The sequence below is a fragment of the Paenarthrobacter sp. NPDC058040 genome (assembly GCF_042885775.1).
GTDB lineage: Bacteria > Actinomycetota > Actinomycetes > Actinomycetales > Micrococcaceae > Arthrobacter.
The window spans coordinates 128,674-149,478 of sequence record NZ_JBHVRN010000008.1 but is presented as its reverse complement, the minus strand read 5'-3'; the positions used below and the strand labels follow the sequence as shown (position 1 = coordinate 149,478).

At 64.3% G+C, this 20,805-nt stretch carries 18 protein-coding genes; 1 reads left to right on the top strand and 17 read right to left on the bottom strand.

Features of this window, described 5'->3' with window-relative positions; all coding sequences use genetic code 11:
• Nucleotides 1-3 precede the first annotated feature (3 nt).
• The 7 genes from pyrF to pyrR are packed head-to-tail and all read right to left on the bottom strand — an operon-like array spanning nucleotide 4 to nucleotide 8,857.
• The gene (gene pyrF / locus ACFVSJ_RS12995) at nucleotides 4-876 is read right to left on the bottom strand and encodes an orotidine-5'-phosphate decarboxylase (RefSeq protein ID WP_387437206.1); all 873 of its coding nucleotides are present in this window, start codon (nucleotides 874-876) and stop codon (nucleotides 4-6) included.
• Nucleotides 869-4,177: a carbamoyl-phosphate synthase large subunit gene (gene carB / locus ACFVSJ_RS12990; RefSeq protein ID WP_387437205.1), complete on the bottom strand. Its 3,309-nt coding sequence runs from the start codon at nucleotides 4,175-4,177 to the stop codon at nucleotides 869-871. The genes pyrF and carB overlap by 8 nt, the downstream gene beginning before the upstream one ends.
• On the bottom strand, nucleotides 4,177-5,415 hold the full coding sequence (carA, locus tag ACFVSJ_RS12985; RefSeq protein WP_387437204.1) for a glutamine-hydrolyzing carbamoyl-phosphate synthase small subunit: 1,239 nt from the start codon (nucleotides 5,413-5,415) through the stop codon (nucleotides 4,177-4,179). The genes carB and carA overlap by 1 nt, the downstream gene beginning before the upstream one ends.
• Nucleotides 5,396-5,917: a hypothetical protein gene (locus ACFVSJ_RS12980; protein WP_387437203.1), complete on the bottom strand. Its 522-nt coding sequence runs from the start codon at nucleotides 5,915-5,917 to the stop codon at nucleotides 5,396-5,398. The genes carA and ACFVSJ_RS12980 overlap by 20 nt, the downstream gene beginning before the upstream one ends.
• Entirely contained in the window at nucleotides 5,917-7,266 is a 1,350-nt protein-coding gene (locus tag ACFVSJ_RS12975; RefSeq protein ID WP_387437202.1) for a dihydroorotase, read from the bottom strand. The genes ACFVSJ_RS12980 and ACFVSJ_RS12975 overlap by 1 nt, the downstream gene beginning before the upstream one ends.
• On the bottom strand, nucleotides 7,266-8,276 hold the full coding sequence (locus ACFVSJ_RS12970) for an aspartate carbamoyltransferase catalytic subunit (protein WP_387437201.1): 1,011 nt from the start codon (nucleotides 8,274-8,276) through the stop codon (nucleotides 7,266-7,268). Before ACFVSJ_RS12970 ends, ACFVSJ_RS12975 begins: the two co-directional genes overlap by 1 nt.
• Complete coding sequence (gene pyrR / locus ACFVSJ_RS12965; protein ID WP_387437200.1) at nucleotides 8,273-8,857, bottom strand: bifunctional pyr operon transcriptional regulator/uracil phosphoribosyltransferase PyrR; 585 nt, start codon at nucleotides 8,855-8,857, stop codon at nucleotides 8,273-8,275. Before pyrR ends, ACFVSJ_RS12970 begins: the two co-directional genes overlap by 4 nt.
• 155 nt (nucleotides 8,858-9,012) lie before the next feature.
• Here pyrR and ACFVSJ_RS12960 point away from each other — a divergent pair, with 155 nt between their 5' ends.
• On the top strand, nucleotides 9,013-10,260 hold the full coding sequence (locus ACFVSJ_RS12960) for a PrsW family intramembrane metalloprotease (protein WP_387437199.1): 1,248 nt from the start codon (nucleotides 9,013-9,015) through the stop codon (nucleotides 10,258-10,260).
• A 71-nt stretch (nucleotides 10,261-10,331) separates the two neighbouring features.
• Here ACFVSJ_RS12960 and nusB read toward each other — a convergent pair whose 3' ends face one another.
• The 10 genes from nusB to alaS all read right to left on the bottom strand — a co-directional run bounded on the left by nusB (nucleotide 10,332) and on the right by alaS (nucleotide 20,762).
• A complete protein-coding gene (gene nusB / locus ACFVSJ_RS12955) occupies nucleotides 10,332-10,742 on the bottom strand; it encodes a transcription antitermination factor NusB (protein ID WP_387437198.1) in 411 nt (136 codons plus the stop codon).
• Nucleotides 10,742-11,305 carry an elongation factor P gene (gene efp, locus ACFVSJ_RS12950; RefSeq protein WP_387437197.1) on the bottom strand — a complete coding sequence of 188 codons (564 nt, stop codon included), beginning with the start codon at nucleotides 11,303-11,305 and terminating at the stop codon, nucleotides 10,742-10,744. Before efp ends, nusB begins: the two co-directional genes overlap by 1 nt.
• A 164-nt stretch (nucleotides 11,306-11,469) precedes the next feature.
• Nucleotides 11,470-11,991 (bottom strand): tetratricopeptide repeat protein, encoded by a 522-nt coding sequence (locus ACFVSJ_RS12945; protein WP_387437196.1) that lies wholly within the window; start codon nucleotides 11,989-11,991, stop codon nucleotides 11,470-11,472.
• A complete protein-coding gene (aroB, locus tag ACFVSJ_RS12940) occupies nucleotides 11,988-13,079 on the bottom strand; it encodes a 3-dehydroquinate synthase (protein ID WP_387437195.1) in 1,092 nt (363 codons plus the stop codon). Before aroB ends, ACFVSJ_RS12945 begins: the two co-directional genes overlap by 4 nt.
• The gene (locus tag ACFVSJ_RS12935) at nucleotides 13,076-13,585 is read right to left on the bottom strand and encodes a shikimate kinase (protein WP_387437352.1); all 510 of its coding nucleotides are present in this window, start codon (nucleotides 13,583-13,585) and stop codon (nucleotides 13,076-13,078) included. The genes aroB and ACFVSJ_RS12935 overlap by 4 nt, the downstream gene beginning before the upstream one ends.
• A 56-nt stretch (nucleotides 13,586-13,641) precedes the next feature.
• A complete protein-coding gene (gene aroC, locus ACFVSJ_RS12930; RefSeq protein ID WP_387437194.1) occupies nucleotides 13,642-14,841 on the bottom strand; it encodes a chorismate synthase in 1,200 nt (399 codons plus the stop codon).
• A 26-nt stretch (nucleotides 14,842-14,867) separates the two neighbouring features.
• The gene (locus ACFVSJ_RS12925) at nucleotides 14,868-15,722 is read right to left on the bottom strand and encodes a shikimate dehydrogenase family protein (protein ID WP_387437351.1); all 855 of its coding nucleotides are present in this window, start codon (nucleotides 15,720-15,722) and stop codon (nucleotides 14,868-14,870) included.
• Nucleotides 15,719-17,494: an endolytic transglycosylase MltG gene (mltG, locus tag ACFVSJ_RS12920; protein ID WP_387437193.1), complete on the bottom strand. Its 1,776-nt coding sequence runs from the start codon at nucleotides 17,492-17,494 to the stop codon at nucleotides 15,719-15,721. Before mltG ends, ACFVSJ_RS12925 begins: the two co-directional genes overlap by 4 nt.
• Entirely contained in the window at nucleotides 17,491-18,081 is a 591-nt protein-coding gene (gene ruvX, locus ACFVSJ_RS12915; protein WP_387437192.1) for a Holliday junction resolvase RuvX, read from the bottom strand. The genes mltG and ruvX overlap by 4 nt, the downstream gene beginning before the upstream one ends.
• A 2-nt stretch (nucleotides 18,082-18,083) precedes the next feature.
• Nucleotides 18,084-20,762, bottom strand: coding sequence for an alanine--tRNA ligase (gene alaS / locus ACFVSJ_RS12910; RefSeq protein ID WP_387437191.1), 2,679 nt, complete (start codon nucleotides 20,760-20,762; stop codon nucleotides 18,084-18,086).
• Between the last annotated feature and the right edge of the window lie 43 nt (nucleotides 20,763-20,805).

Here is a 20,805-nt window from a genome sequence, read left to right as displayed (position 1 = left end):
GGCTTAGGCGCGCAAGCCGCCCAGGGTTTCCTCAGCGGCCGCACGCAGCGACGCGACATCGGGACCAGCGGCAAGGATCCCGCGGCTGGAGGTTGCAAGCACGGCGGGGTAGGCAGAGCCGAAGGTAGCGCGAAGGTCTGCCGGAGTAGCTCCTTGGGCTCCCAGGCCCGGCGCCAGGATGGCTCCGCGAACCGGCTCCAACTCAATCCCGAGCTCATCAAGGGCAGCACCGATGGTGGCCCCGACCACGAGTCCCACCGACCCCAGGGAGCCGGCATAGCGCTGGTTCTCGGCGGCGGCAGCGGCAACAATCCGCCGGGCCACCGAGTCACCGCCGCCCACGTGCTGGACGCTCTTGCCCTCCGGGTTGGACGTCAGGGCGAGGACGAACACTCCCCTTCCGTACTCGGCGGCCAGGTCCAAGGCAGGACGCAGGGACTCGAAGCCAAGGTAAGGGCTCAACGTGACCGAATCGGCTGCCAGCGACGAACCGTCACGAAGCCACGCATCGGCGTAGGCAGCCATCGTGGACCCGATATCTCCACGCTTGGCATCGGCGATGCTGAGGACGCCTGCCTCCGAAGCGGCGGCAAGTGTCCGCTCCAGCACAGCCATGCCTGCTGAACCGTGGCGCTCATAAAGGGCCACCTGCGGCTTCACCGCGGCAGCGAGCGAAGCGACGGCTTCCACCACCGTGAGCGAAAAGCGTTCCAGGCCCGCGGCGTCGTCGTTCAGTCCCCAATCCGCGAGCAACTGCGGATGCGGGTCGATTCCAACGCACAAGGGACCACGGGAGTCCATGGCCGCAGCCAGCCGGGAGCCGAACGACTCCCGGGCCGGCTGCTGTGTCCCAGGCAAGGTGCCGGACTCAGGCATTTGCTGCTTCCAGTGAAGCTGCCAGGTTGGCCGCGTGCTCCTGCAGGCTGGTGACTGACCACTCGTAGGTGCGCAGCGCCTCGATCGCCTGGACCGCCGCATTGAATTCCGCCACGGTGGTGATGCAGGGAATACCGATCGACGTTGCCGCCGCGCGGAGTTCGTATCCGTCGCTGCGGGCTTCGCCGCCGGAAGGGGTGTTGAAGACCATGTCGATCTCGCCTGCCACCACGAGGTCTGCGATGGTGCCCTCGCCTTCGGCACTGCTGCCCTCGGCCACCTTGCGGACCGGCGTTGCGTGGATGCCGTTGCGGCGCAGGACGTCGGCGGTACCACCGGTGGAGACAATCTCGAAGCCAAGGTCCGAAAGGCGCTTGACACCCATGATCACCGAGCGCTTGTCCCGGTTGGCTACCGAGACGAAGATCTTGCCACCAGTGGGCAGGGCGTTGTTCGCACCGGACTGGCTCTTGGCGAAAGCGGTATCGAAGTGCTTGTCGATGCCCATGACCTCACCCGTCGAGCGCATTTCCGGGCCGAGCAGGGAGTCTACGACCTTGCCTTCCGGAGTGCGGAAGCGGCTGAAGGGCAGGACTGCTTCCTTGACGGCAACCGGAGCGTCGAGCGGCAACGTCGACCCATCACCGGTCTCCGGCAGCATCTTGTAGGCGCTGCGGAGCTGGTTGATGGTGACGCCCGTGCCGATGAGGGCTGCGGCCTTGGCCATCTGCACGCCCGTCGCCTTGGAGACGAACGGAACCGTACGGGAGGCACGCGGGTTGGCTTCGAGGACGTAGAGCACGTCCGAGGCCAGCGCGAACTGGATGTTGATCAGGCCCCGGACACCAACGCCCTCGGCAATGGCACGGGTTGCGGTGCGGACGCGCTCGATCACGTTGTTGCCAAGGGTGATCGGGGGCAGGACGCACGCGGAGTCACCGGAGTGGATACCGGCTTCCTCGATGTGCTCCATGATGCCGCCGAGGTACATGTCCGTGCCGTCGAAGAGTGCGTCGACGTCGATTTCCACGGCGTCTTCAAGGAAGCGGTCGATCAGTACCGGGTGATCCGGCGTGATTTCCGTCGCGTTGGCGATGTAGCGGGACAGGTTGGCTTCGTCGTAGACGATCTCCATGCCGCGGCCACCCAGGACGTAGGACGGGCGGACCAGCACCGGGTAGCCGATTTCGTCGGCGATCTTCTTGGCATCCTCGAAAGAAACGGCGGTGCCGTTCTTCGGGGAGGTGAGTCCGGCTTCGTCGAGCACGCGGGCGAAGGCTCCACGGTGCTCGGCAAGGTCGATTGCTTCCGGAGACGTGCCAAGGATCGGCACACCGGCGTCGGCAAGCTGCTGGGCCAGCTTCAGCGGCGTCTGGCCACCGAGCTGGACGAACACGCCCATGACGCCACCGGTGCGCTCCTCGGCCGCGATGACTTCGAGGACATCCTCGAGGGTCAGCGGCTCGAAGTACAGGCGCGTCGAAACGTCGTAGTCCGTGGAGACGGTTTCCGGGTTGCAGTTGACCATCACGGTCTCGTAGCCGGCCTTGCGCAGCGCCATTGAGGCGTGGACGCAGGAGTAGTCGAATTCGATGCCCTGGCCGATGCGGTTGGGCCCGGAACCCAGGATGATGACGGACGGCTTCGAGTGCAGGCCCACCTCGTCTTCCTCGTCATAGGCCGAGTAGTGGTACGGGGTGTAGGCGGCGAACTCCGCGGCACACGTGTCAACGGTCTTGTAGACCGGGCGGATGCCCAGGGCCTGGCGGACACCGCGGACCACGGCCTCGGAGTTGTGCGTGAGGGCACCGATCTGCTCGTCGGAGAAACCGTGGCGCTTGGCATTGCGCAGCATGTCTTCGCTGAGGACACCGGCTTTGCGGATCTCCTGCGCGGTTTCATTGAGCAGCTGCAGCTGGTCCAGGAACCAGGGATCGATCTTCGTGGCCTCAAAGAGGTCCTCCACCGAGGCGCCGCCGAGGAGCGCGCGCTGCACCTGGTGCAGGCGGTCCGTGGTGGGGCGCTTGGCGTTTTCGATCAGCTCGGCAACCTCGTACTCGGGAACGGCGCTGAAGTCCAGCTGCGAGCCCTTCTGTTCCAGGGAGCGCAGGGCCTTCTGAAGTGCCTCAGTGAAGTTACGGCCCATGGCCATGGCTTCACCCACCGACTTCATGGTGGTGGTCAGCGTGTTGTCAGCCGCCGGGAACTTCTCGAACGCAAAGCGCGGAACCTTGACCACCACGTAGTCGAGGGTCGGCTCAAACGACGCCGGAGTCTTCTGGGTGATGTCGTTGGGGATCTCGTCCAGCGTGTAGCCCAAGGACAGCTTGGTAGCGATCTTGGCGATCGCGAAGCCGGTCGCCTTGGAAGCCAGGGCCGAAGAGCGGGACACACGCGGGTTCATCTCGATGACCACCACACGGCCCGTTGCGGGGTCGATGGCGAACTGGATGTTGCAGCCGCCGGTGTCGACGCCGACCTCGCGGATCACGGCGATGGCTACGTCGCGGAGCTTCTGGTACTCACGGTCCGTCAGGGTGAGGGCCGGCGCAACGGTGATGGAGTCGCCCGTGTGGACGCCGACGGGATCGAAGTTCTCGATGGAGCACACAACAACGACGTTGTCGTTCTTGTCGCGCATCATCTCAAGCTCGTATTCCTTCCAACCGAGGATGCTCTCTTCGAGCAGCACCTCGGTGGTGGGGCTGTACTGGAGGCCCTGGCCGACGATGCGGCGCAGGTCGTCCTCGTTGTAGGCCAGGCCGGAGCCCAGGCCACCCATGGTGAAGGACGGGCGGACAACCATCGGGTAGCCCAGGTCCTCTGCGGCCTTGAAGGCCTCGTCCATGGTGTGGATGATGTGGCTGCGTGCGGATTCGGCACCACAGCGTTCCACGACGCCCTTGAACTTCTCGCGGTCCTCACCGAGCTCGATCGCTGCGATGTTGGCACCGATCAGTTCGACGTTGTACTTCTCCAGGACACCGTTCTTGTCCAGGGCGATCGCCGTGTTCAGTGCCGTCTGTCCACCCAGGGTGGGCAGCACTGCGTCAGGACGCTCCTTGGCGATGATCTTTTCGACCACCTCCGGCGTAATGGGCTCCACGTAGGTGGCATCGGCAAACTCGGGGTCCGTCATGATGGTTGCCGGGTTGGAGTTCACCAGGATGACGCGCAGGCCTTCGTCCTTGAGGACGCGGAGTGCCTGGGTACCGGAGTAGTCGAACTCAGCGGCCTGGCCGATGACGATCGGGCCGGAACCGATGACAAGGACGCTCTTGAGATCTGTACGCTTGGGCATTACTTCTTGTCCTCAGTCTTGGATTCGGTGGAGTTGGCGCCTGCTTTGGTTTCAGCCATCAGGTCAATGAAGCGGTCGAAGAGGTAGGCCGCGTCGTGCGGCCCAGCAGCCGCCTCGGGGTGGTACTGGACCGAGAACGCCGGGATGTCGAGGCAGGCGAGGCCCTCAACGACGTCGTCATTCAGGCTGACGTGGCTGACCTCAACACGGCCATAGCGCTCTTCCGGTGCCACGGTGGCACCGTTCATGGGCGCGTCCACGGCGAAGCCGTGGTTCTGGGAGGTGATCTCCACCTTGCCCGTGCGGCGGTCCATCACCGGCTGGTTGATGCCGCGGTGGCCGTAGCGCAGCTTGTAGGTGCCGAAGCCAAGCGCGCGCCCCAGGATCTGGTTGCCGAAGCAAATGCCGAAATACGGCAGCTTCTCGTCGAGCACCGAGCGCAGCAGCTTGACCTGGTGGTCCGCGGTCGCTGGGTCGCCAGGGCCGTTGGACATGAAGAAGCCGTCGGGGCTGACGGCGTTGACGTCTTCCAGCGTTGCAGTGGCGGGCAGCACGTGCACCCGAACGCCGCGCTCGGCGAAGCGTACGGGGGTCATGGCCTTGATGCCGAGGTCAACAGCCGCGATGGAGAACCGGGGCTCGTCGTCCCAGCCGTGGTCCTTGGGTTCCACGACGTAGGCTTCGTCGATGCTGACCTCTTCGGCCAGGGCAGCGCCTTCCATCGGAGCGCTGGCGAGCACGACATCCAGCAGTTCCTTGTCCGATGCCTGCGCGGCCTCACCGGAGAAGATGCCGGCGCGCATGGTCTTGTGCTCACGGAGGTGGCGCGTGATGGCGCGGGTGTCCACGCCCTGGATGCCCACGATGCCCTGTTCCACGAGTTCGGCGTCGAGGGAACGCTCGGAGCGCCAGTTGGAGGGGCGGCGGGCGGCGTCGCGCACGATGTAGCCTGCAACCCAGATCTTGCGGGATTCAGCGTCTTCGCTGTTGACGCCGGTGTTTCCGATATGCGGGGCCGTCTGGACTACCAGCTGGCGGGCGTACGAGGGGTCCGTGATGGTCTCCTGGTAGCCGGTCATGCCGGTCGCGAAGACGGCTTCACCGAGGGCGGTTCCTTGGGCGCCGTAGCTCCGGCCGCGGAAGATGCGGCCGTCTTCGAGCACCAGTACGGCGGCTGAGGGGGTTGGTGTGGTGGCTGCGTTACTGTCCGTCACTTTATTACTTTCCACTATCGGCATCTGCCTGAGGGGCTGCGGAGATCAATTCTTGAAGGGTTTCGAGGAGGAGCTGTTGGTCTGCGGATTGCCTGGATCTGAACCCGGTGTCCAGTTCCCGGGCCCCCAGCTTCCAGCTGATGACCAGGAGTCCGTCCTTCTCGACGAACTTCCCTGCCATCCCGGCGTCCCGCCGGACATCCGTGACGGCTGCGAGGGGGATAAACACCGGGGACGCTCCGGGGCGGTCGAACAGGACGCCTTCGGCGTGGATGCTCAATTCCGCATTGGTCCGGATTCCCAGTCCCTGCACTGCGATCCGGTCCAGCCAGTCGCCTGCGGTCGTGGTGGCGACGTACTGGCCCTCGGCCACAACCGTGGCCGGCGTCAGTTGCGGCGGCACGTCCGGAAGGCGTTCGACGTCGGCCTGCCGCCTGAGGCGGTTCCGCCACCCCAGCCCGATCATCGCCAGGATGGCGAGGATCAAAGCCACAGTGATGACCGCAGAGAGGGTTTGGGTGTCCATCAGGCGCCGCTGACCGCCCCGGCCGGGGTTTCGAGGCTTCCCGGGTAGCGGTACGGGGTGTTGAGCTGGCCGTCGAGGACCGTCGGGTGGCCTCTGAAGAACGTGGCCACCACTGATCCGGGCAGTTCCTTGCCCTTGAACGGTGAGTTGCGGCCCATGGTCGCCATTTTATGCGGGTCCACCGTCCAACGCGCAGCCGGGTCCACGAGAATGACGTTGGCTGGTTCGCCTGCCTCCAAGGGACGGCCCTGGTCGGAGACCCGGCCGATCTGTGCCGGGGTGAAGGAGGTGACCCTCGCGAAGTCCGCCCACGTCATGAGTCCGGTCTCGATCATGGTTTCCTGCACCACGGACAGCGCCGTTTCCAAGCCGGTCATGCCCATCGCTGCCTGCGCCCACTCGCATTCCTTGTGCTCGCTGGGGTGCGGTGCATGGTCGGTGCCAACCACGTCGATGGTCCCGTCGGCCAGGCCCTCGCGGAGTGCCTGGACGTCGGCGTTGGTACGGAGCGGCGGGTTGACCTTGAAGACGGGGTCGTAGCTGCGGACCAGTTCGTCGGTGAGGATGAGGTGGTGGGGCGTGACCTCGGCCGTGACGTTGATGCCGCGGGCCTTGGCCCACCGGACGATTTCCACGCTGCCTGCCGTCGAAACGTGGCAGATGTGCAGGCGGGAACCAACGTGCTGGGCCAACAGGACATCGCGGGCGATGATGCTTTCCTCGGCGACGGCAGGCCAGCCGGCGAGTCCCAGGACCGCCGAAACGGCGCCTTCGTTCATCTGTGCCCCAGCGGTAAGGCGGGGTTCCTGCGCGTGCTGGGCCACCACGCCGTCGAACGCTTTGACGTATTCCAAGGCACGGCGCATCAGGACGGGGTCGTGGACGCAGATGCCATCGTCGGAGAACATCCGCACCTGGGCGCGGGAGTCGGCCATTGCACCCAGCTCGGCGAGCTGCTCACCGGCGAGCCCCACTGTGACGGCGCCAACCGGGCGCACGTCCACCCAACCGGACGCGCGTCCCAGGCTGTGGACCTGCTCCACCACACCGGCGGTGTCGGCCACGGGGTTGCTGTTGGCCATGGCGTGCACGGCTGTGAAGCCACCCAACGCTGCGGCGCGGGTGCCGGTTTCAACTGTCTCTGCGTCTTCCCTGCCGGGCTCGCGAAGGTGTGTGTGGACATCCACCATGCCCGGGAGGGCGATCAGGCCGGCAGCGTCGATGACGGTCGCGTCCCGGTCAGCCAGGTCCTTGCCACGCGCTGCGATGAGCCCGTCACGGATCAGGAGGTCTTCAGCTTCGCCGCCAAGAATGGCAGCTCCGCGGATCAGGTAAGTATCACCGGACATCAGTTGTTCTCCTTGGTGGACTGGATGGTTGCAGTGGGGACTGCCTCACGGGTGTCGCCCGAAAGCAGCAAGTAGAGGGCGGCCATACGCACGGAAACGCCGTTCCGGACCTGCGCCAACACCGTGGAACGGGGCGAATCCGCGGCGGCAGAGGAGATCTCCAGGCCACGGTTCATGGGGCCGGGGTGCATGATGATGGTGTTTTTCATGCCGAGATCGTCCAGGGTCTTCAGGCGCGCGTCGTCGAATCCCCAGCGGCGTGAGTATTCGCGGGTGGACGGGAAGAACGATGCGTTCATGCGTTCGCCTTGGACCCGCAGCATCATCATGGCGTCAAGCCCCGCTTCGAGGGTCTGGTCCAGGTTGTAGCTGACTTTGCAAGGCCAGTGTTCGACGCCGATGGGCAGCAGCGTGGGTGGCGCAACCAGCGTGACATCGGCACCAAGGGTGCGCAGGAGCCACACGTTGGAGCGGGCCACACGGGAGTGCAGCACGTCGCCGGCGATGGCCACCCGCATTCCCTTGAGGTCCGCACCGGAGGACGCCGTTCCGTTGATCTGCGACCAGTGGCGGCGCATGGTGAAGGCATCCAGCAAAGCCTGCGTGGGGTGCTCGTGGGTGCCGTCCCCGGCGTTGATCACAGCAGCGTCGATCCAGTCCGTGGCGGCGAGGCGGTGCGGGGCTCCGGAAGCCCAGTGCCGGATCACCACGGCGTCGGCGCCCATGGCCGCCAGCGTCTGGGCGGTGTCCTTGAGGGATTCGCCCTTGGACACCGAGGAGCCCTTGGCCGCGAAGTTGATGACGTCGGCCGACAACCGTTTGGCGGCCGCCTCGAAGGAAATGCGCGTCCGCGTGGAGTCCTCGAAGAAGAGGTTCACTACGGTTCGGCCGCGAAGTGCCGGAAGCTTCTTGACTTCGCGGTCACCGACGGCGGACATTTCCTCGGCGGTGTCCAGAATGCGGATGGCGTCAACCGCACTGAGGTTTTCCGTTGAAAGAAGGTGCTTCACTTACCGGCCTCGATCACTACTTCGTTGATGGGTTCGCCGTCCACCGAATCGATCTCTTCGAGGCGCACCCGCACTTTTTCGGCAGATGACGTGGGGAGGTTCTTGCCCACGTGGTCTGCCCGGATGGGAAGTTCACGGTGGCCCCTGTCCACCAGGACTGCCAGGCGCACGATCCGGGGACGGCCCAGATCAACCAAGGCATCCAAAGCTGCCCGGATGGTACGTCCCGAGTAAAGGACGTCGTCAATGAGGACAACTACTTTGTTGTCGATGCCGGAGAGGGGCAGACGGGTGTGGTGCGGGGGCCGGGTGGGCTGGTGTGAGAGGTCGTCACGGAACATGGTGACATCGAGTTGGCCGACGATCGTTTCGGCGTTGACCGCGGGATCGGCGGCGGCAATCTTGTTGGCGAGCCGCACGGCCAAGGGATAGCCGCGGCTGGGAATGCCCAACAGGACCAGGTCCTGGGAGCCTTTGTTGGCCTCGAGGATCTCATGGGCGATACGAGTGAGCGCACGGTCAATATCCGCCTGGTTGAGGACAACCCTGGACGGAACCTGCGCTGAAGTAACTTCAGTCATCGCTCGTCTCCCCTTTCCCCGCCTCACAGGACGGAATTAAAAAAGGAATATTTGCTTTTCCAAGCTACCACAGCCGCTACTTTGGACCTCACTGCGTGACTGGATGGACAGTGAGTTTAAGCTCACATCGAAGACGGTGGAATAGGCTCTGGAACATGACCAGCAACTTTCCCGGAGGCGGGGACGGGCAACACCCCAGGGCCTCCGCCGGACCGTCAACGAATCCGACATGGATCGGCGCGGTGCAGCCGGGGAACTACCAGCCCGCCCCTGGCAATCCAGGCACTCTGCCCGGGCAATCCTGGGCGACCCCGGCGCTCTCCCCTCCCCGCCGTTCGTGGGGCCTGCTGCCGCTGCTTGTTGCCGGAGGAGTACTGGTTTTCGGCAGCCTCGTCCTTGTTGTCCCGTTCCTCCTGGGAAACACCGGAGTCACTGGCTTCGTGGTGGGCTTCATCGCGTCCCTTGTCCCTTTGGCGGTGGTGTTGCTGACCGTGCGGTTCATTGATCGCTGGGAGCCTGAGCCCAAGCGGTTGCTGGGGTTCGCATTCACCTGGGGTGCCGCCGTGTCCATTGCCGCGACACTCTTGATCCAGCCCTTGTTCGCGCTGGCCGCTCCCACCACCAGCGAAGACGCTTTCACCTACTTCATGGCAACGGTGCAGGCACCCATCGTGGAGGAATTCAGTAAATCCCTTGGTTTGCTGGTACTGATCCTTGCAGCGAGGAAGTATTTCGACGGGCCCGTGGACGGCGTTGTCTTTGCGTTCACCATTGCCGCCGGGTTCGCCTTCACCGAGAACATCCTCTATTTCGGCCGCGAGATAGCTTCATCCTCCGAACCCGGCGCGGACCTGGTCCGGATCTTCATCCTGCGCGGAGTCATGTCTCCCTTCGCCCACGCCATTTTCACCGGGACCACCGGGCTGGTCATGGGCTTCGCGGCACGGAAATGGCACACCGGCTATGCGGTTCTGGCGTTCTTCGTTGGCCTGCTCCCCGCCATGTTCCTGCACAACCGCTGGAACAGCATGGGCCAGGACTTCCTGGCTGAATACTTCGTGGTCCAGGTGCCGATCTTCCTCGTCGCCGCCGTGGGCATCATCCTCCTGCGTATTGCGGAGGGGAAGCTCACGCGGCAACGACTTGGCGAGTATGCCCAGGCCGGCTGGTTCACTCCGCCCGAAGTGGAGATGCTGGCGACGGCCCGTGGCAGGAGGCAGGCCCAGCTATGGGCGGCCGCACGGGGACGCTCACGGCAAATGCGCGCCTTCATCAAAGGGGCAACCACCCTTGCTTTCACGCGCCAGCGGATACTGAGCGGGCGCGACGTACCCGACCACCAAAGAGATGAACTCGAGCAGCTACGGACCATCCCGGAACTGCGGGCTGCCGTGCTTCACTAACCGGCAGCACAACCACAAAGGACCCGCCTCCAACAGTTTCCTGATGGAGGCGGGTCCTTCGTTTGACAAAGCTAGGCCAGGAGCGACGGCTTGAGCTTCTGCAGGCGCCCGAGCAGTCCGTTGATGAAGGCCGGCGATTCGTCAGTGGACATGGTCTTGGCCAATGCCACGGCTTCGCTGACGGCCACGCCATCCGGAACGTCGTCGTTGTACAACAGTTCCCAGGCGCCGATACGCAGGATGATGCGGTCTACGGACGGCATCCGCTCCAACGTCCATCCCTGTGCGTAGGTCTGCAGGAATTCGTCGATGGTGGACTGCATGGAGACAACACCCTCAACGATTTCCACCGTGTAGGGGTTAACTACGAGGTCGGTCTTCTCCCGGCGTGCCTTGAGCGCGTCGAAAGCCGAGACCGAGCGTTGCTCGGCTTCGAAGAGTACTTCCAGGGCCCTGTTACGGGCCTTACCGCGGGCGCTCACTAGTCGTTGACCCGGCCCAGGTAGCTGCCATCGCGGGTGTCGACCTTGACCTTGGTACCCTGCTCGACGAAGAGCGGAACCTGGATCTCGTAGCCGGTTTCGACGGTTGCCGGCTTGGTGCCCGCAGAGGAGCGGTCGCCCTGGAGACCAGGCTCGGTGTAGGTGATTTCGAGGACAACGCTCGGCGGCAGTTCGATGTACAGCGGGGTGCCTTCGTGGATGGCGATGTTCACCATCTGGTTCTCCAGCATGAAGTTGGTGGCGTCGCCCACAGTTGCGCCGGATACGTGGATCTGGTCGTAGTCCGTGGTGTCCATGAAGACGAAGTCTTCGCCGTCCTGGTACAGGTACTGGTAGTCGCGGCGGTCCACCGTGGCGGTCTCGATCTTGAGCCCGGCGTTGAAGGTCTTGTCCACAACCTTGCCGGACATGACGTTACGCATCTTGGTGCGAACGAAGGCGCCGCCCTTGCCCGGCTTGACGTGCTGGAACTCAATGATGTTCCAGAGCTGGCCCTCAAGCTTCAGTACGGTTCCGTTCTTGATGTCGTTTGTGGTTGCCACTCGTATCCTCTGGTTTCTCTCACTGGTCAAAGCTAATTGCTAGCTTCCAGCCCTATGCCAAGCCGGCATGCCAAAATGGCCGGCCAGCGCGTATTTATCAAAAATCCAAGAACCATTCTACCGGCAAATGGACAATGGCCCGTCAACGGGCATGAGGGGACGCCTTAGGAGGCAACTTCCACGACGTCGCGGGCACGCTGCAGCGCCACGGCTGAGGAGTAGATCAAGGCCGCGTCGGCCGCCATGGCTACCCGGAGGTCCAGTGCTTTTGCGAACTCTTCAGAAGCCGCAACGGCATTGCCGCTGACAAAGTACGCACGCCCCAGGTATTGGTGGACCACGGCCTCTTTCGAGCTGCCCTGCACTTCGTGGAGGAGTTGGCGGAACAGCTGAACGGCACGGTCATGCCTGTTGGTGGCCCGGTGCACTTCGGCCTCGAAGATCCTCAGGCGGAAGGACTCGGGGTCCTTGTAGCGCGCCTCCGCCAGCAACTCCGCAGCTTCCTTGGGCTGGTTCTCCAGCAGGAGCGCCATAATGCGGTCGGCCGGGTCCTCCGACACTGCGAGTGCGGATTCCATGGCGTCCTCGTTGACCACTACAGGCAGGAGCGTGTCCGGGTTCATCCGGACACCGGGGAAGCCCGCTGTCGGCCAGTCGCTGATGCCTTCGCTGAGGGTGGCCGTCATGATGCGATCTCCTGGTAAGCGGCAAACAGCAACGAGGTGTCCGGAACGTCCAGGATGCCGGGTTTGGCCACCCCGTCCAGGACCACGAAACGAAGAAGGTCGCCGCGGGACTTCTTGTCGCGCCGCATGCCATCCAGCAAGCCCTGCCAGCGGTCCTTGCGGTAGGTAATGGGCAGCCCCAGGCTCTCGAGGATGGTCCGGTGCCTGTCGGCGTCGGAATCGGAGAGGCGCCCGACACTCCGGGAAAGTTCTGCGGCGAACATCATGCCGACGGAAACCGCAGCACCGTGCCGCCAAGAGTAGCGCTCCACGAGCTCGATGGCGTGTCCCAGCGTATGGCCGTAGTTCAGGATCTCCCGCAGCCCGGATTCCTTGAGGTCCTGGGACACGACGTTGGCCTTGACGGAGATGGCCCTCTCGATCAGTTCCCGTATCACGCCCGATCCCGGGTCGGTCACGGCATCCGTGTTCTTCTCCACGAGATCCAAAATGGCGGGGTCCGCAATGAACCCGCATTTGATCACTTCCGCCATGCCGGAAATGAGCTCGTTCTTGGGAAGCGTCTGCAGGGTGTCCAGGTCGGCAAGCACCGCGGCCGGCGGGTGGAACGAACCCACGAGGTTCTTGCCTTCGGCGGTATTGATACCGGTCTTGCCACCCACGGAAGCGTCCACCATGCCGAGCAGGCTCGTGGGCATGTGGATGACTTTGACGCCCCGCAGCCACGTAGCCGCGACGAAGCCTGCCAGATCGGTAACAGCTCCGCCGCCGACGGCGACGATGGCGTCGGAGCGAGTGAAGTCGTTCTGTCCCAGCACCTGCCAGCAGAACGCCGCAACCTGGATATGCTTGCCTTCTTCGGCGTCCGGAATCTCGGCGGTCAGTGCGGTGAAACCAGCCGACTCAAGCTCGTCCCGCACGGTATCACCGGTCAGCCGAAGTGCCCGGGGGTGGATCACGAGGACACGGCGGACGCGCTCCCCGAGCCTGCCCGGAAGTGTGTCCAGCAGTCCGCGTCCCACCACGACGTCGTAGTTGTCCGAGGCGTTTTGCCCGGTGACCTTGATGACAGTTGCTTCGTTACTCACTTTTCAACTTCCTCTTTCAAGGCTGCGTAGTCGCGCAGCCGCTCCTCCAGCAGGAGGGCGATTTCCGCCACGGATCCAGACCGTACGTCCAGGACGATGTTGGCAAGGCGCTCGTAAACGGGTTTTCGGGCCGCGAACAGCGCTTCCCAACGGGACATGGCATCGCCCTGCAGCAACGGGCGGCCCGTGTTCCGGGCGATGCGGTCCGCGACGGTTGCGGCATCGCATTCCAAGTACACAACAGTGCATTCTTCGAGCAACTGCTGCGTTCCGGAGTCAAGGACGGCTCCCCCGCCGAGTGAAATCACGGCGGGCAACACCTTGGCGGAATCGATGGCCTTCGCCACGGCCCGGGCTTCGAGTTCACGGAAGGCATGTTCACCACGGCCCGCGAAGATGTCGGCGATGCTGCCGTGGGCGGCCACCACGACGGCGTCCGTATCCACGAACGGTATGTCCAACTGCTGCGCCAACTGCATGCCGATTGCGGATTTGCCAACCGCCATGGGGCCAACCAGGACAACGGGACGGCCGGGGCTGCCGTCCTGGATTGTGCCAACCACTAGCGGCCGACCGAGTCCAGGGTGGCCGGGATGCTGTCCAGGTAGCTTTGCAAGTTACGCGAGGTCTCGGCTACGGAGTCGCCGCCGAACTTCTCTGAGATGGCTTCGGCAAGAACCAGCGCCACCATTGCTTCTGCGACGACGCCTGCCGCCGGTACTGCGCAGACATCCGAACGCTGGTGGTGCGCCTTGGCCGGCTCACCCGTGCTCACGTCGATGGTGCGCAGGGCGCGCGGAACGGTGGCGATGGGCTTCATCGCCGCACGGACCCGCAGCACTTCGCCAATGCTCATGCCGCCCTCGATGCCGCCTGCGCGGTTGGTCTGCCGAATGATCTTGCCGTTCGCGTCCTTGACGATTTCATCGTGGGCAGCGGATCCACGACGCGCAGCAGTCAGGAAGCCATCACCCACTTCGACGCCCTTGATGGCCTGGATGCCCATGAGGGCGGCTGCCAGGCGTGAATCCAGGCGACGGTCCCAGTGGACGTAGCTGCCAAGGCCTGGCGGGAGTCCGTAGGCGAGGACCTCAACGACGCCCCCGAGGGTCTCACCCTCCTTGTGTGCCGCATCCACTTCGGCCACCATGGCGTCCGAGGTCTCGCGGTCGAAGCAGCGCAACGGGTCGGCGTCCAAGGCAAGCACGTCACCCGGAAGCGGCAAGGGACGGCCTTCGGGCACGGAGACACTGGCGATGGAGACAGTGTGGCTGACCAGCTCAACCCCGAGTTGCTTCAGGAACTGGGCCGCAACCGTACCCAGCGCAACGCGCGTGGCGGTTTCCCGGGCGCTGGCCCGCTCCAGGACGGGACGTGCCTCGTCAAAACCGTACTTCTGCATCCCGGTGAAGTCCGCGTGCCCCGGACGCGGACGCGTCAGGGGCGCATTACGGGCCTGGTCAGCCAAGAGCTCCGGATCGACGGGATCAGCGGACATAATCTGCTCCCACTTGGGCCACTCGGTGTTGCCAACCTGGATGGCCACCGGGCCGCCCTGGGTTACACCGTGACGGACGCCACCAACGATGGTCACCTCGTCCTGCTCAAACTTCATGCGGGCACCACGGCCGTAACCAAGGCGGCGACGCGCCAGCGCATCACGAATCTGCCCACTGGTGAGTTCAACACCGGCCGGCACGCCTTCAACAATTCCGATCAGAGCCGGACCGTGGGATTCACCGGCAGTCAACCAACGCAACATATAACCAATCCTGCCATGTAAGGCCTCTAGAACACTCGCCGGGGAAGCCCGACTGAGTCGCACATCACATCTATGACGGCGGCATCCACATCGCATCCGCTGAAAAGGCGGATCTGTTCTGCCGCTTGGTACATCAGCATTTCGAGCCCTGGAACCACTGCACCGCCGTGCCCGTGCCACACCTCAGCAAGTCGGCTCGGCCAGGGGTCGTAGGCCACGTCCAGGAGCACCCCTCCCCCGGTTCCGGGCAGACCTGCCAGTTCCTCAGCCAGGGCATCCGCGGCACGGGGCGGGAAGGTCGAAATCACCAGGTCGCTCGCGGCCAAGGCGGTAGCAGCCTGGGTGAGCGGCCGGACAGCCAGGGCAATTCCGACGGCGGCCGCTGCGGCTTCCGCTTCGACGGCACGGGAAACGTCCCTCACGAAGACATCCACGTGTGCCGCACCAAGTTCGTGCACGGCGGCAACAGCGGCCGCAGAGGTTCCACCCCCACCAAGAATCGCTGCGTGCGGCGTCGTGGTCGAGCCGGCGTAACGTACCGCCGCAACAATCCCGGCAACGTCCGTGTTGTACCCCACGCGGCGGGCCGAACCGCCGTCGTGCTCGAAGGCCACGGTGTTGAGCACGCCCAAGTGGGCCGCGGCGCCGCGAAGCTCGTCCACTTCCTTGACCATTGCCGTCTTCAACGGCATGGTCACGGACAAACCGCACCACGAATCGTCGCCGCGGACGGTTTCCATGAACCCCGGAAGGGTTTCGGCCGTCAGGTCGATCGCCGCGTACCCAATGTCCACGCCGAGCTTCGCATAGGCTGCCGAATGCATCGCGGGAGACTTCGAATGTGAGATCGGGTGGCCAAGGACGGCAGCCCGGCGGCTCACACGCACCGCCCCGGGTTGGCTGCGCACCAGGCGTTATATTGCTCAACGTAGCCGCTGTGCTCCGACAACGTCTTGGAGAACTTGGTCTCCTTGGTGTCCAGGTTGATCGTCACCCAGTACAGGTAGTCGTTCGACGTCGGCTTGGCTGCGGCATCGATGGCGGTCTTGCCGGGCGAGCCAATGGGTCCGGCGGGCAGGCCAACATTCGCGTACGTGTTGTACGTGTTCGACTTGTCGGCTTTTTCTTCGTCCGTCAGGTGGAAAGACTTCTTCCCCAGGCCATACGTCACCGTGGCATCGGACTGGATGAGGCCGTTTGTTTCCTTGTTGTCCGGCTTAAGCCTGTTGTAGATGGCCCCGGCCACGTTTCCGTAATCGGCTTGCCCGCCTTCGGCCTGGACGATGCTCGCGATGGTCACCACGTCATACTGCTTGGCCTGGTCAGTGATGCCCTGCGCCTTCAATTCGTCCAAGGTGGCAGTGACCAAGGCCTGGATGATGTCCTTGCCGGACGTACCCAGCGGGAAACGGTATTCACCTGGCGCGAGGAAGCCTTCGAGGTTCTTCGCCTTGGCCGGCAGCCCGAACTGGCCGGGTGCCTGGTTGAAGGCGTTCAGTTGCTGGAGCGGGATTCCCGAACCCTTGGAGATCGCGTCGAGCGACTCATTGATCCGAAGGCCCGCGCTCAGGGCAAAGTAGATGACCTTGGAGGAATCCTTGTTGGAGAGGATTGCGACGGCGTCCGAGTTCTTCATCTCCGTCTTGAAGGTGAAGTCGCCCGGCGCCAAGACGCCGCCTTCCGCCACGAAGGCCTTAACGAAGCTGTCGGCGTCTGCCACCACCTTCTTCGACACAAGGTCCGTGGCCACCTGCTTTGGCCCCGCGCCTTCGGGGACTGTGACGGTGACGGAGCCGGAACCTGGTCCCGGATAGTCTGTCACCTTGTCCATGCCAAGAAGCGGCTTGAGGAACTGGGCGCCGATCACGATCGCAGCAACGAACACACCCAGGGTGATCAGCAAAGCGACCACACGACGGCGGCGGCGCGCCTTGCGGGCAGCGGCCTTGGACACCGGTGTTTCCATGGCCGGGATGAGGTCATGGGCGTGGCCGTCGAGGTGGTGCTCGTCAGGGTGGCCATCATGCTGCTCGTCGTACACGTAGTGCTCATCGTGATCGGGATGCAGTTCCCCGGTGTGATGGAGGTCGTGGCCTGAATAATCGTGGTGTCCGTAGTCAGCGGCCTGATCGCCGTGGACTCGATCGTCCTCCGCGTGGCCTGCGTAAACAGGTGCCACAACGGGAAAGTGGGTTGTAGCATCGGGTGCCTCAGTGGCAGCGCGACCGGCGTCGGCCGCATCCTGGGGCGGGGTCGCCGCGGGAGCCGGGACCTCCGAGATGGACGGCGCCGCCTCGGGAGCTGGTGGAACGGGTTTCGAGCCATCCTCGGAAGGAACCTGCCCGGCTGGGCGCGAACCCGGTTCGGCCGTGCGCGGTGCCGGTTCGTCTGGAGCCGGGGCAGGCTGTGCAGCAGGTGGTGCCACGTACGGACGTTGCGCAGCTGCGGCATTGGGGACCGCAGGCACGGGACGTGGCAATTCCTGCTCAACCTCCGGCGAAGCGCCCGACTCGCCGGGCGTGGCCTCGGGAACGGGCACCACATTTTGGTTTTGCGTGGCCAGGAATCTCTCCCTTGCGCGCAACTCCTTGCGGGTCAGCGGCATGCCACCGCCCCCCGTACCGTTGGAGGGGTCGTTGTTGACCGGGCTCACAGTTGCAGTCCCCTCGTAGAAGAATCTGGATCACTGCCGGAGGCAGCCCGCAGCGTTGGGGCACTGCTGGGTGTATCGGACTGCGCCCGCGCCTGCACGCGGCGGCCAACGTCCGTTCCTCTGGCTCTTTGCATGTCGATCGCGTGCTGAAGTATTCCAGCAGCAGCAACCTGATCAACCACTTTACGGTGGTTCTTGCTGCTCATGCCAGCTTCATGCAGGTTGCGGTGCGCCGTCACGGTGCTCAACCGCTCATCAACCAGGATGACGGGAACGTCCATTTCCGCCTGGAGCAAGGCGTCAGCCAACAGCTCGGCGTAGTCGGTGGCCATCCGCGCGGACGCGTGTTCCTGGCCTTTCATGGTGCGGGGCAACCCCACGACAATCTGGACGGCGCCCAGCTCAGCCGCCTGCTTCACCACCACGCGGATGTCGGAATTCTTCTTCGCGTCCCGTCCGACAGTCTTGAACGGGGTGGCGAGGATTCCGTCGGGGTCGCAGACGGCAAGCCCTACCCGGACGGTGCCGACGTCCACCCCCAGCTTGATGCCCCGGGGGTAGACGTCGCCGCTGTTACTGGAAACCACCGTCAGCGCTTGGCTATCGCGTCCACTACCGCGGCAAGGGCCTCAGAGACCTTTGCAGCGTCAGTGCCACCGCCCTGGGCGACGTCGTCCTTGCCACCACCGCCGCCGCCAAGGATGCCGGCGGCGAGACGGACCAAGGCGCCGGCTTTGACGCCGGCGTCGCGGGCGGCTTCGTTGGTGGCAACCAGGACCACGGGACGGTCGTTGCTCACACCGGCAACGGCCACCGTGGAGGGCTCGGAACCCAGGCGGTTACGGAGGTCAAGGGCGAGGTTGCGCAGATCATCGGCGCCGCCAACCTGGCCTGCGTCATGGGCAATCACCCGAATGCCCGCAGCGTCCCGTGCGGTACCGGCCAAGTTCGCCGCGGCCGCAGCAAGCTGCTCCTTGCGCAGGCGGTCGAGTTCCTTTTCCGTGGCCTTGAGCTTGTTCAAGGTGCTCGAGATGCGGTCAGCCAACTGGCCCGAGGGCACCTTCAGCAGTTCGGTCAGCTCGGTGACCAGTGCCCGCTCAGCGGCCAGGTGGCGGAAGGCGTCCAGGCCCACGAAGGCCTCCACGCGGCGGTTTCCGGACCCGACGGACTGCTCGCCCAACAGAGAAAGGCTGCCGATCAGCGAGGTGTTGGATACGTGGGTACCACCGCACAGCTCCCTCGACCATGCGCCGTCGATCTCCACGACGCGCACTTCGCTGCCGTAATTTTCACCGAAGAGTGCCATGGCGCCCAGCGCCTTGGCCTCGGCAAGGCCCATCACCTTGGTGTCCACCCGGAAGTTGTTTCGGATGGCGATATTGGAGACTTCTTCGATTTCCGAGCGCGTGGCAGCGCTGAGGCCTTCGCCCCAGGCAAAGTCGAAGCGAAGGTATCCGGCCTTGTTGAAGGAGCCACGCTGTGTGGCTTCAGGGCCCAGGATCTGGTGCAGGGCCGCGTGCACAATGTGCGTTCCGGTGTGGGCCTGCTCGGCTGCGTGGCGGCGTTCACGGTCGACGGCGGCGCGCACCAGCGCATCACCGGCAATCTCGCCTTCGCGGACAATCGCCTTGTGGACGCTCAGGCCCTTGATGGGCCGCTGGACGTCCAGGACCTCGACGACGAAACCGTCGCCGGTGATGAGGCCCGTGTCCGCGGACTGGCCACCGGCTTCGGCGTAGAACGGCGTCTCGTTGAGGACGAGTTCGATTTCGTCGCCCGTGGATGCGTGGGCGACCCGCTGGCCGCCGCTGACGATGCCACGGACCTTGGACTCGCCTTCGAGCTCGCCGTAGCCGGTGAAGACCGTTTCGCCTTCGCCCAGCAGTTCCTGGTAAGCCGTGAGGTCGGCGTGCCCGCCCTTCTTGCCCTTGGCATCGGCCTGGGCGCGCTGGCGCTGCTCGAGCATGAGTGCACGGAACCCGGCCTCGTCCACCTTGAGTCCGGCCTCCTCGGCCATTTCAAGGGTGAGGTCGATCGGGAAGCCATAAGTATCGTGCAGCGTGAAGGCGTCGGCTCCGGAGAGCGGGACACCAGCGGCCTTGGACTCCGCAACGGCGTCTTCCAGGCGGGCAGTACCGGAAGCAATGGTGCGGAGGAAGGCCTTTTCTTCTGCGTACGCGATGCGGCTGATCCGGGCGAAGTCCGTTTCGACTACCGGGTAGACACCCTTCATGGCATCGCGGGAGACCGGAAGCAGATCCGGAAGGCAGGCGTTCTCAACCCCAAGGAGGCGCATGGCCCGCACCGCGCGGCGGATCAAGCGACGCAGCACGTATCCGCGGCCTTCGTTGGAGGGCGCCACGCCGTCGGCAATCAGCATGAGCGCTGAACGGATGTGGTCGGCTACGACGCGCATGCGGACGTCGTCAGTGTGGTGCGGATCCTCGTCTGTCTCGGCGGAGGTGTATTCCTTGCCGGACAACTCGGCGGCCTTGTCGATGACAGGACGGACCTGGTCGGTTTCGTACATGTTCTCGACACCCTGGAGGATCATCGCGAGGCGTTCCATGCCCAGGCCGGTGTCGATGTTTTTCTTCGGCAGTTCACCAACAATGTCAAAGTCCACCTTGGAGCGGACGTTTTCGATCTGGTACTGCATGAAAACGAGGTTCCAGATTTCGATGTACCTGGTCTCGTCGGCCAGGGGACCGCCTTCAATGCCGTAGGCGGGGCCGCGGTCGTAGTAGATCTCCGAGCAGGGGCCGGCAGGGCCCGGTTGTCCGGTGGACCAGTAGTTGTCCGCCTTGCCCATGCGCTGGATCCGCTCGGCAGGAATGGCTGTGTTCTTGAGCCACAGGTCCTTGGCTTCGTCGTCCTCTTCGTAGACCGTCACCCAGAGCCGCTCGGCCGGCAGCCCGTAGCCGCCGTCGTCGACGCTCTTGGTGAGAAGCTCGAAAGCGAACTTGATGGCATCTTCCTTGAAGTAATCGCCAAAGGAGAAGTTGCCGCACATCTGGAAGAACGTGCCGTGGCGCGCAGTCTTTCCGACTTCCTCGATGTCGCCGGTGCGGATGCACTTCTGGACGCTCGTGGCGCGGTTGTAAGGGGGTTCTTCACGGGCAGTCAGGTAAGGAATGAACGGCACCATGCCGGCCACAGTGAAGAGAAGTGACGGGTCGCTGGAAACGAGCGACGCGGAGGGAACGGCTGTGTGGCCCTTACTGACAAAAAAGTCCACCCAGCGCTTGGTGATCTCCTGCGACTTCATTGGCTGATTACTTACCCTTCTCAATTCACTGCACACGTTGTGC

What these genes read in the sequence shown, in the direction of transcription:
- ACFVSJ_RS12980 (WP_387437203.1), bottom strand. Translation starts at nt 5,917, where the DNA reads ATGGACACCCAAACCCTCTCTGCGGTCATCACTGTGGCTTTGATCCTC.
- pyrF (WP_387437206.1), bottom strand. Translation starts at nt 876, where the DNA reads ATGCCTGAGTCCGGCACCTTGCCTGGGACACAGCAGCCGGCCCGGGAG.
- ACFVSJ_RS12945 (WP_387437196.1), bottom strand. Translation starts at nt 11,991, where the DNA reads ATGACGGCCACCCTCAGCGAAGGCATCAGCGACTGGCCGACAGCGGGC.
- aroC (WP_387437194.1), bottom strand. Translation starts at nt 14,841, where the DNA reads ATGTTGCGTTGGTTGACTGCCGGTGAATCCCACGGTCCGGCTCTGATC.
- ACFVSJ_RS12960 (WP_387437199.1), top strand. Translation starts at nt 9,013, where the DNA reads ATGACCAGCAACTTTCCCGGAGGCGGGGACGGGCAACACCCCAGGGCC.
- carB (WP_387437205.1), bottom strand. Translation starts at nt 4,177, where the DNA reads ATGCCCAAGCGTACAGATCTCAAGAGCGTCCTTGTCATCGGTTCCGGC.
- pyrR (WP_387437200.1), bottom strand. Translation starts at nt 8,857, where the DNA reads ATGACTGAAGTTACTTCAGCGCAGGTTCCGTCCAGGGTTGTCCTCAAC.
- ACFVSJ_RS12935 (WP_387437352.1), bottom strand. Translation starts at nt 13,585, where the DNA reads ATGGCGGTTGGCAAATCCGCAATCGGCATGCAGTTGGCGCAGCAGTTG.
- ACFVSJ_RS12975 (WP_387437202.1), bottom strand. Translation starts at nt 7,266, where the DNA reads ATGTCCGGTGATACTTACCTGATCCGCGGAGCTGCCATTCTTGGCGGC.
- carA (WP_387437204.1), bottom strand. Translation starts at nt 5,415, where the DNA reads ATGCCGATAGTGGAAAGTAATAAAGTGACGGACAGTAACGCAGCCACC.
- alaS (WP_387437191.1), bottom strand. Translation starts at nt 20,762, where the DNA reads ATGAAGTCGCAGGAGATCACCAAGCGCTGGGTGGACTTTTTTGTCAGT.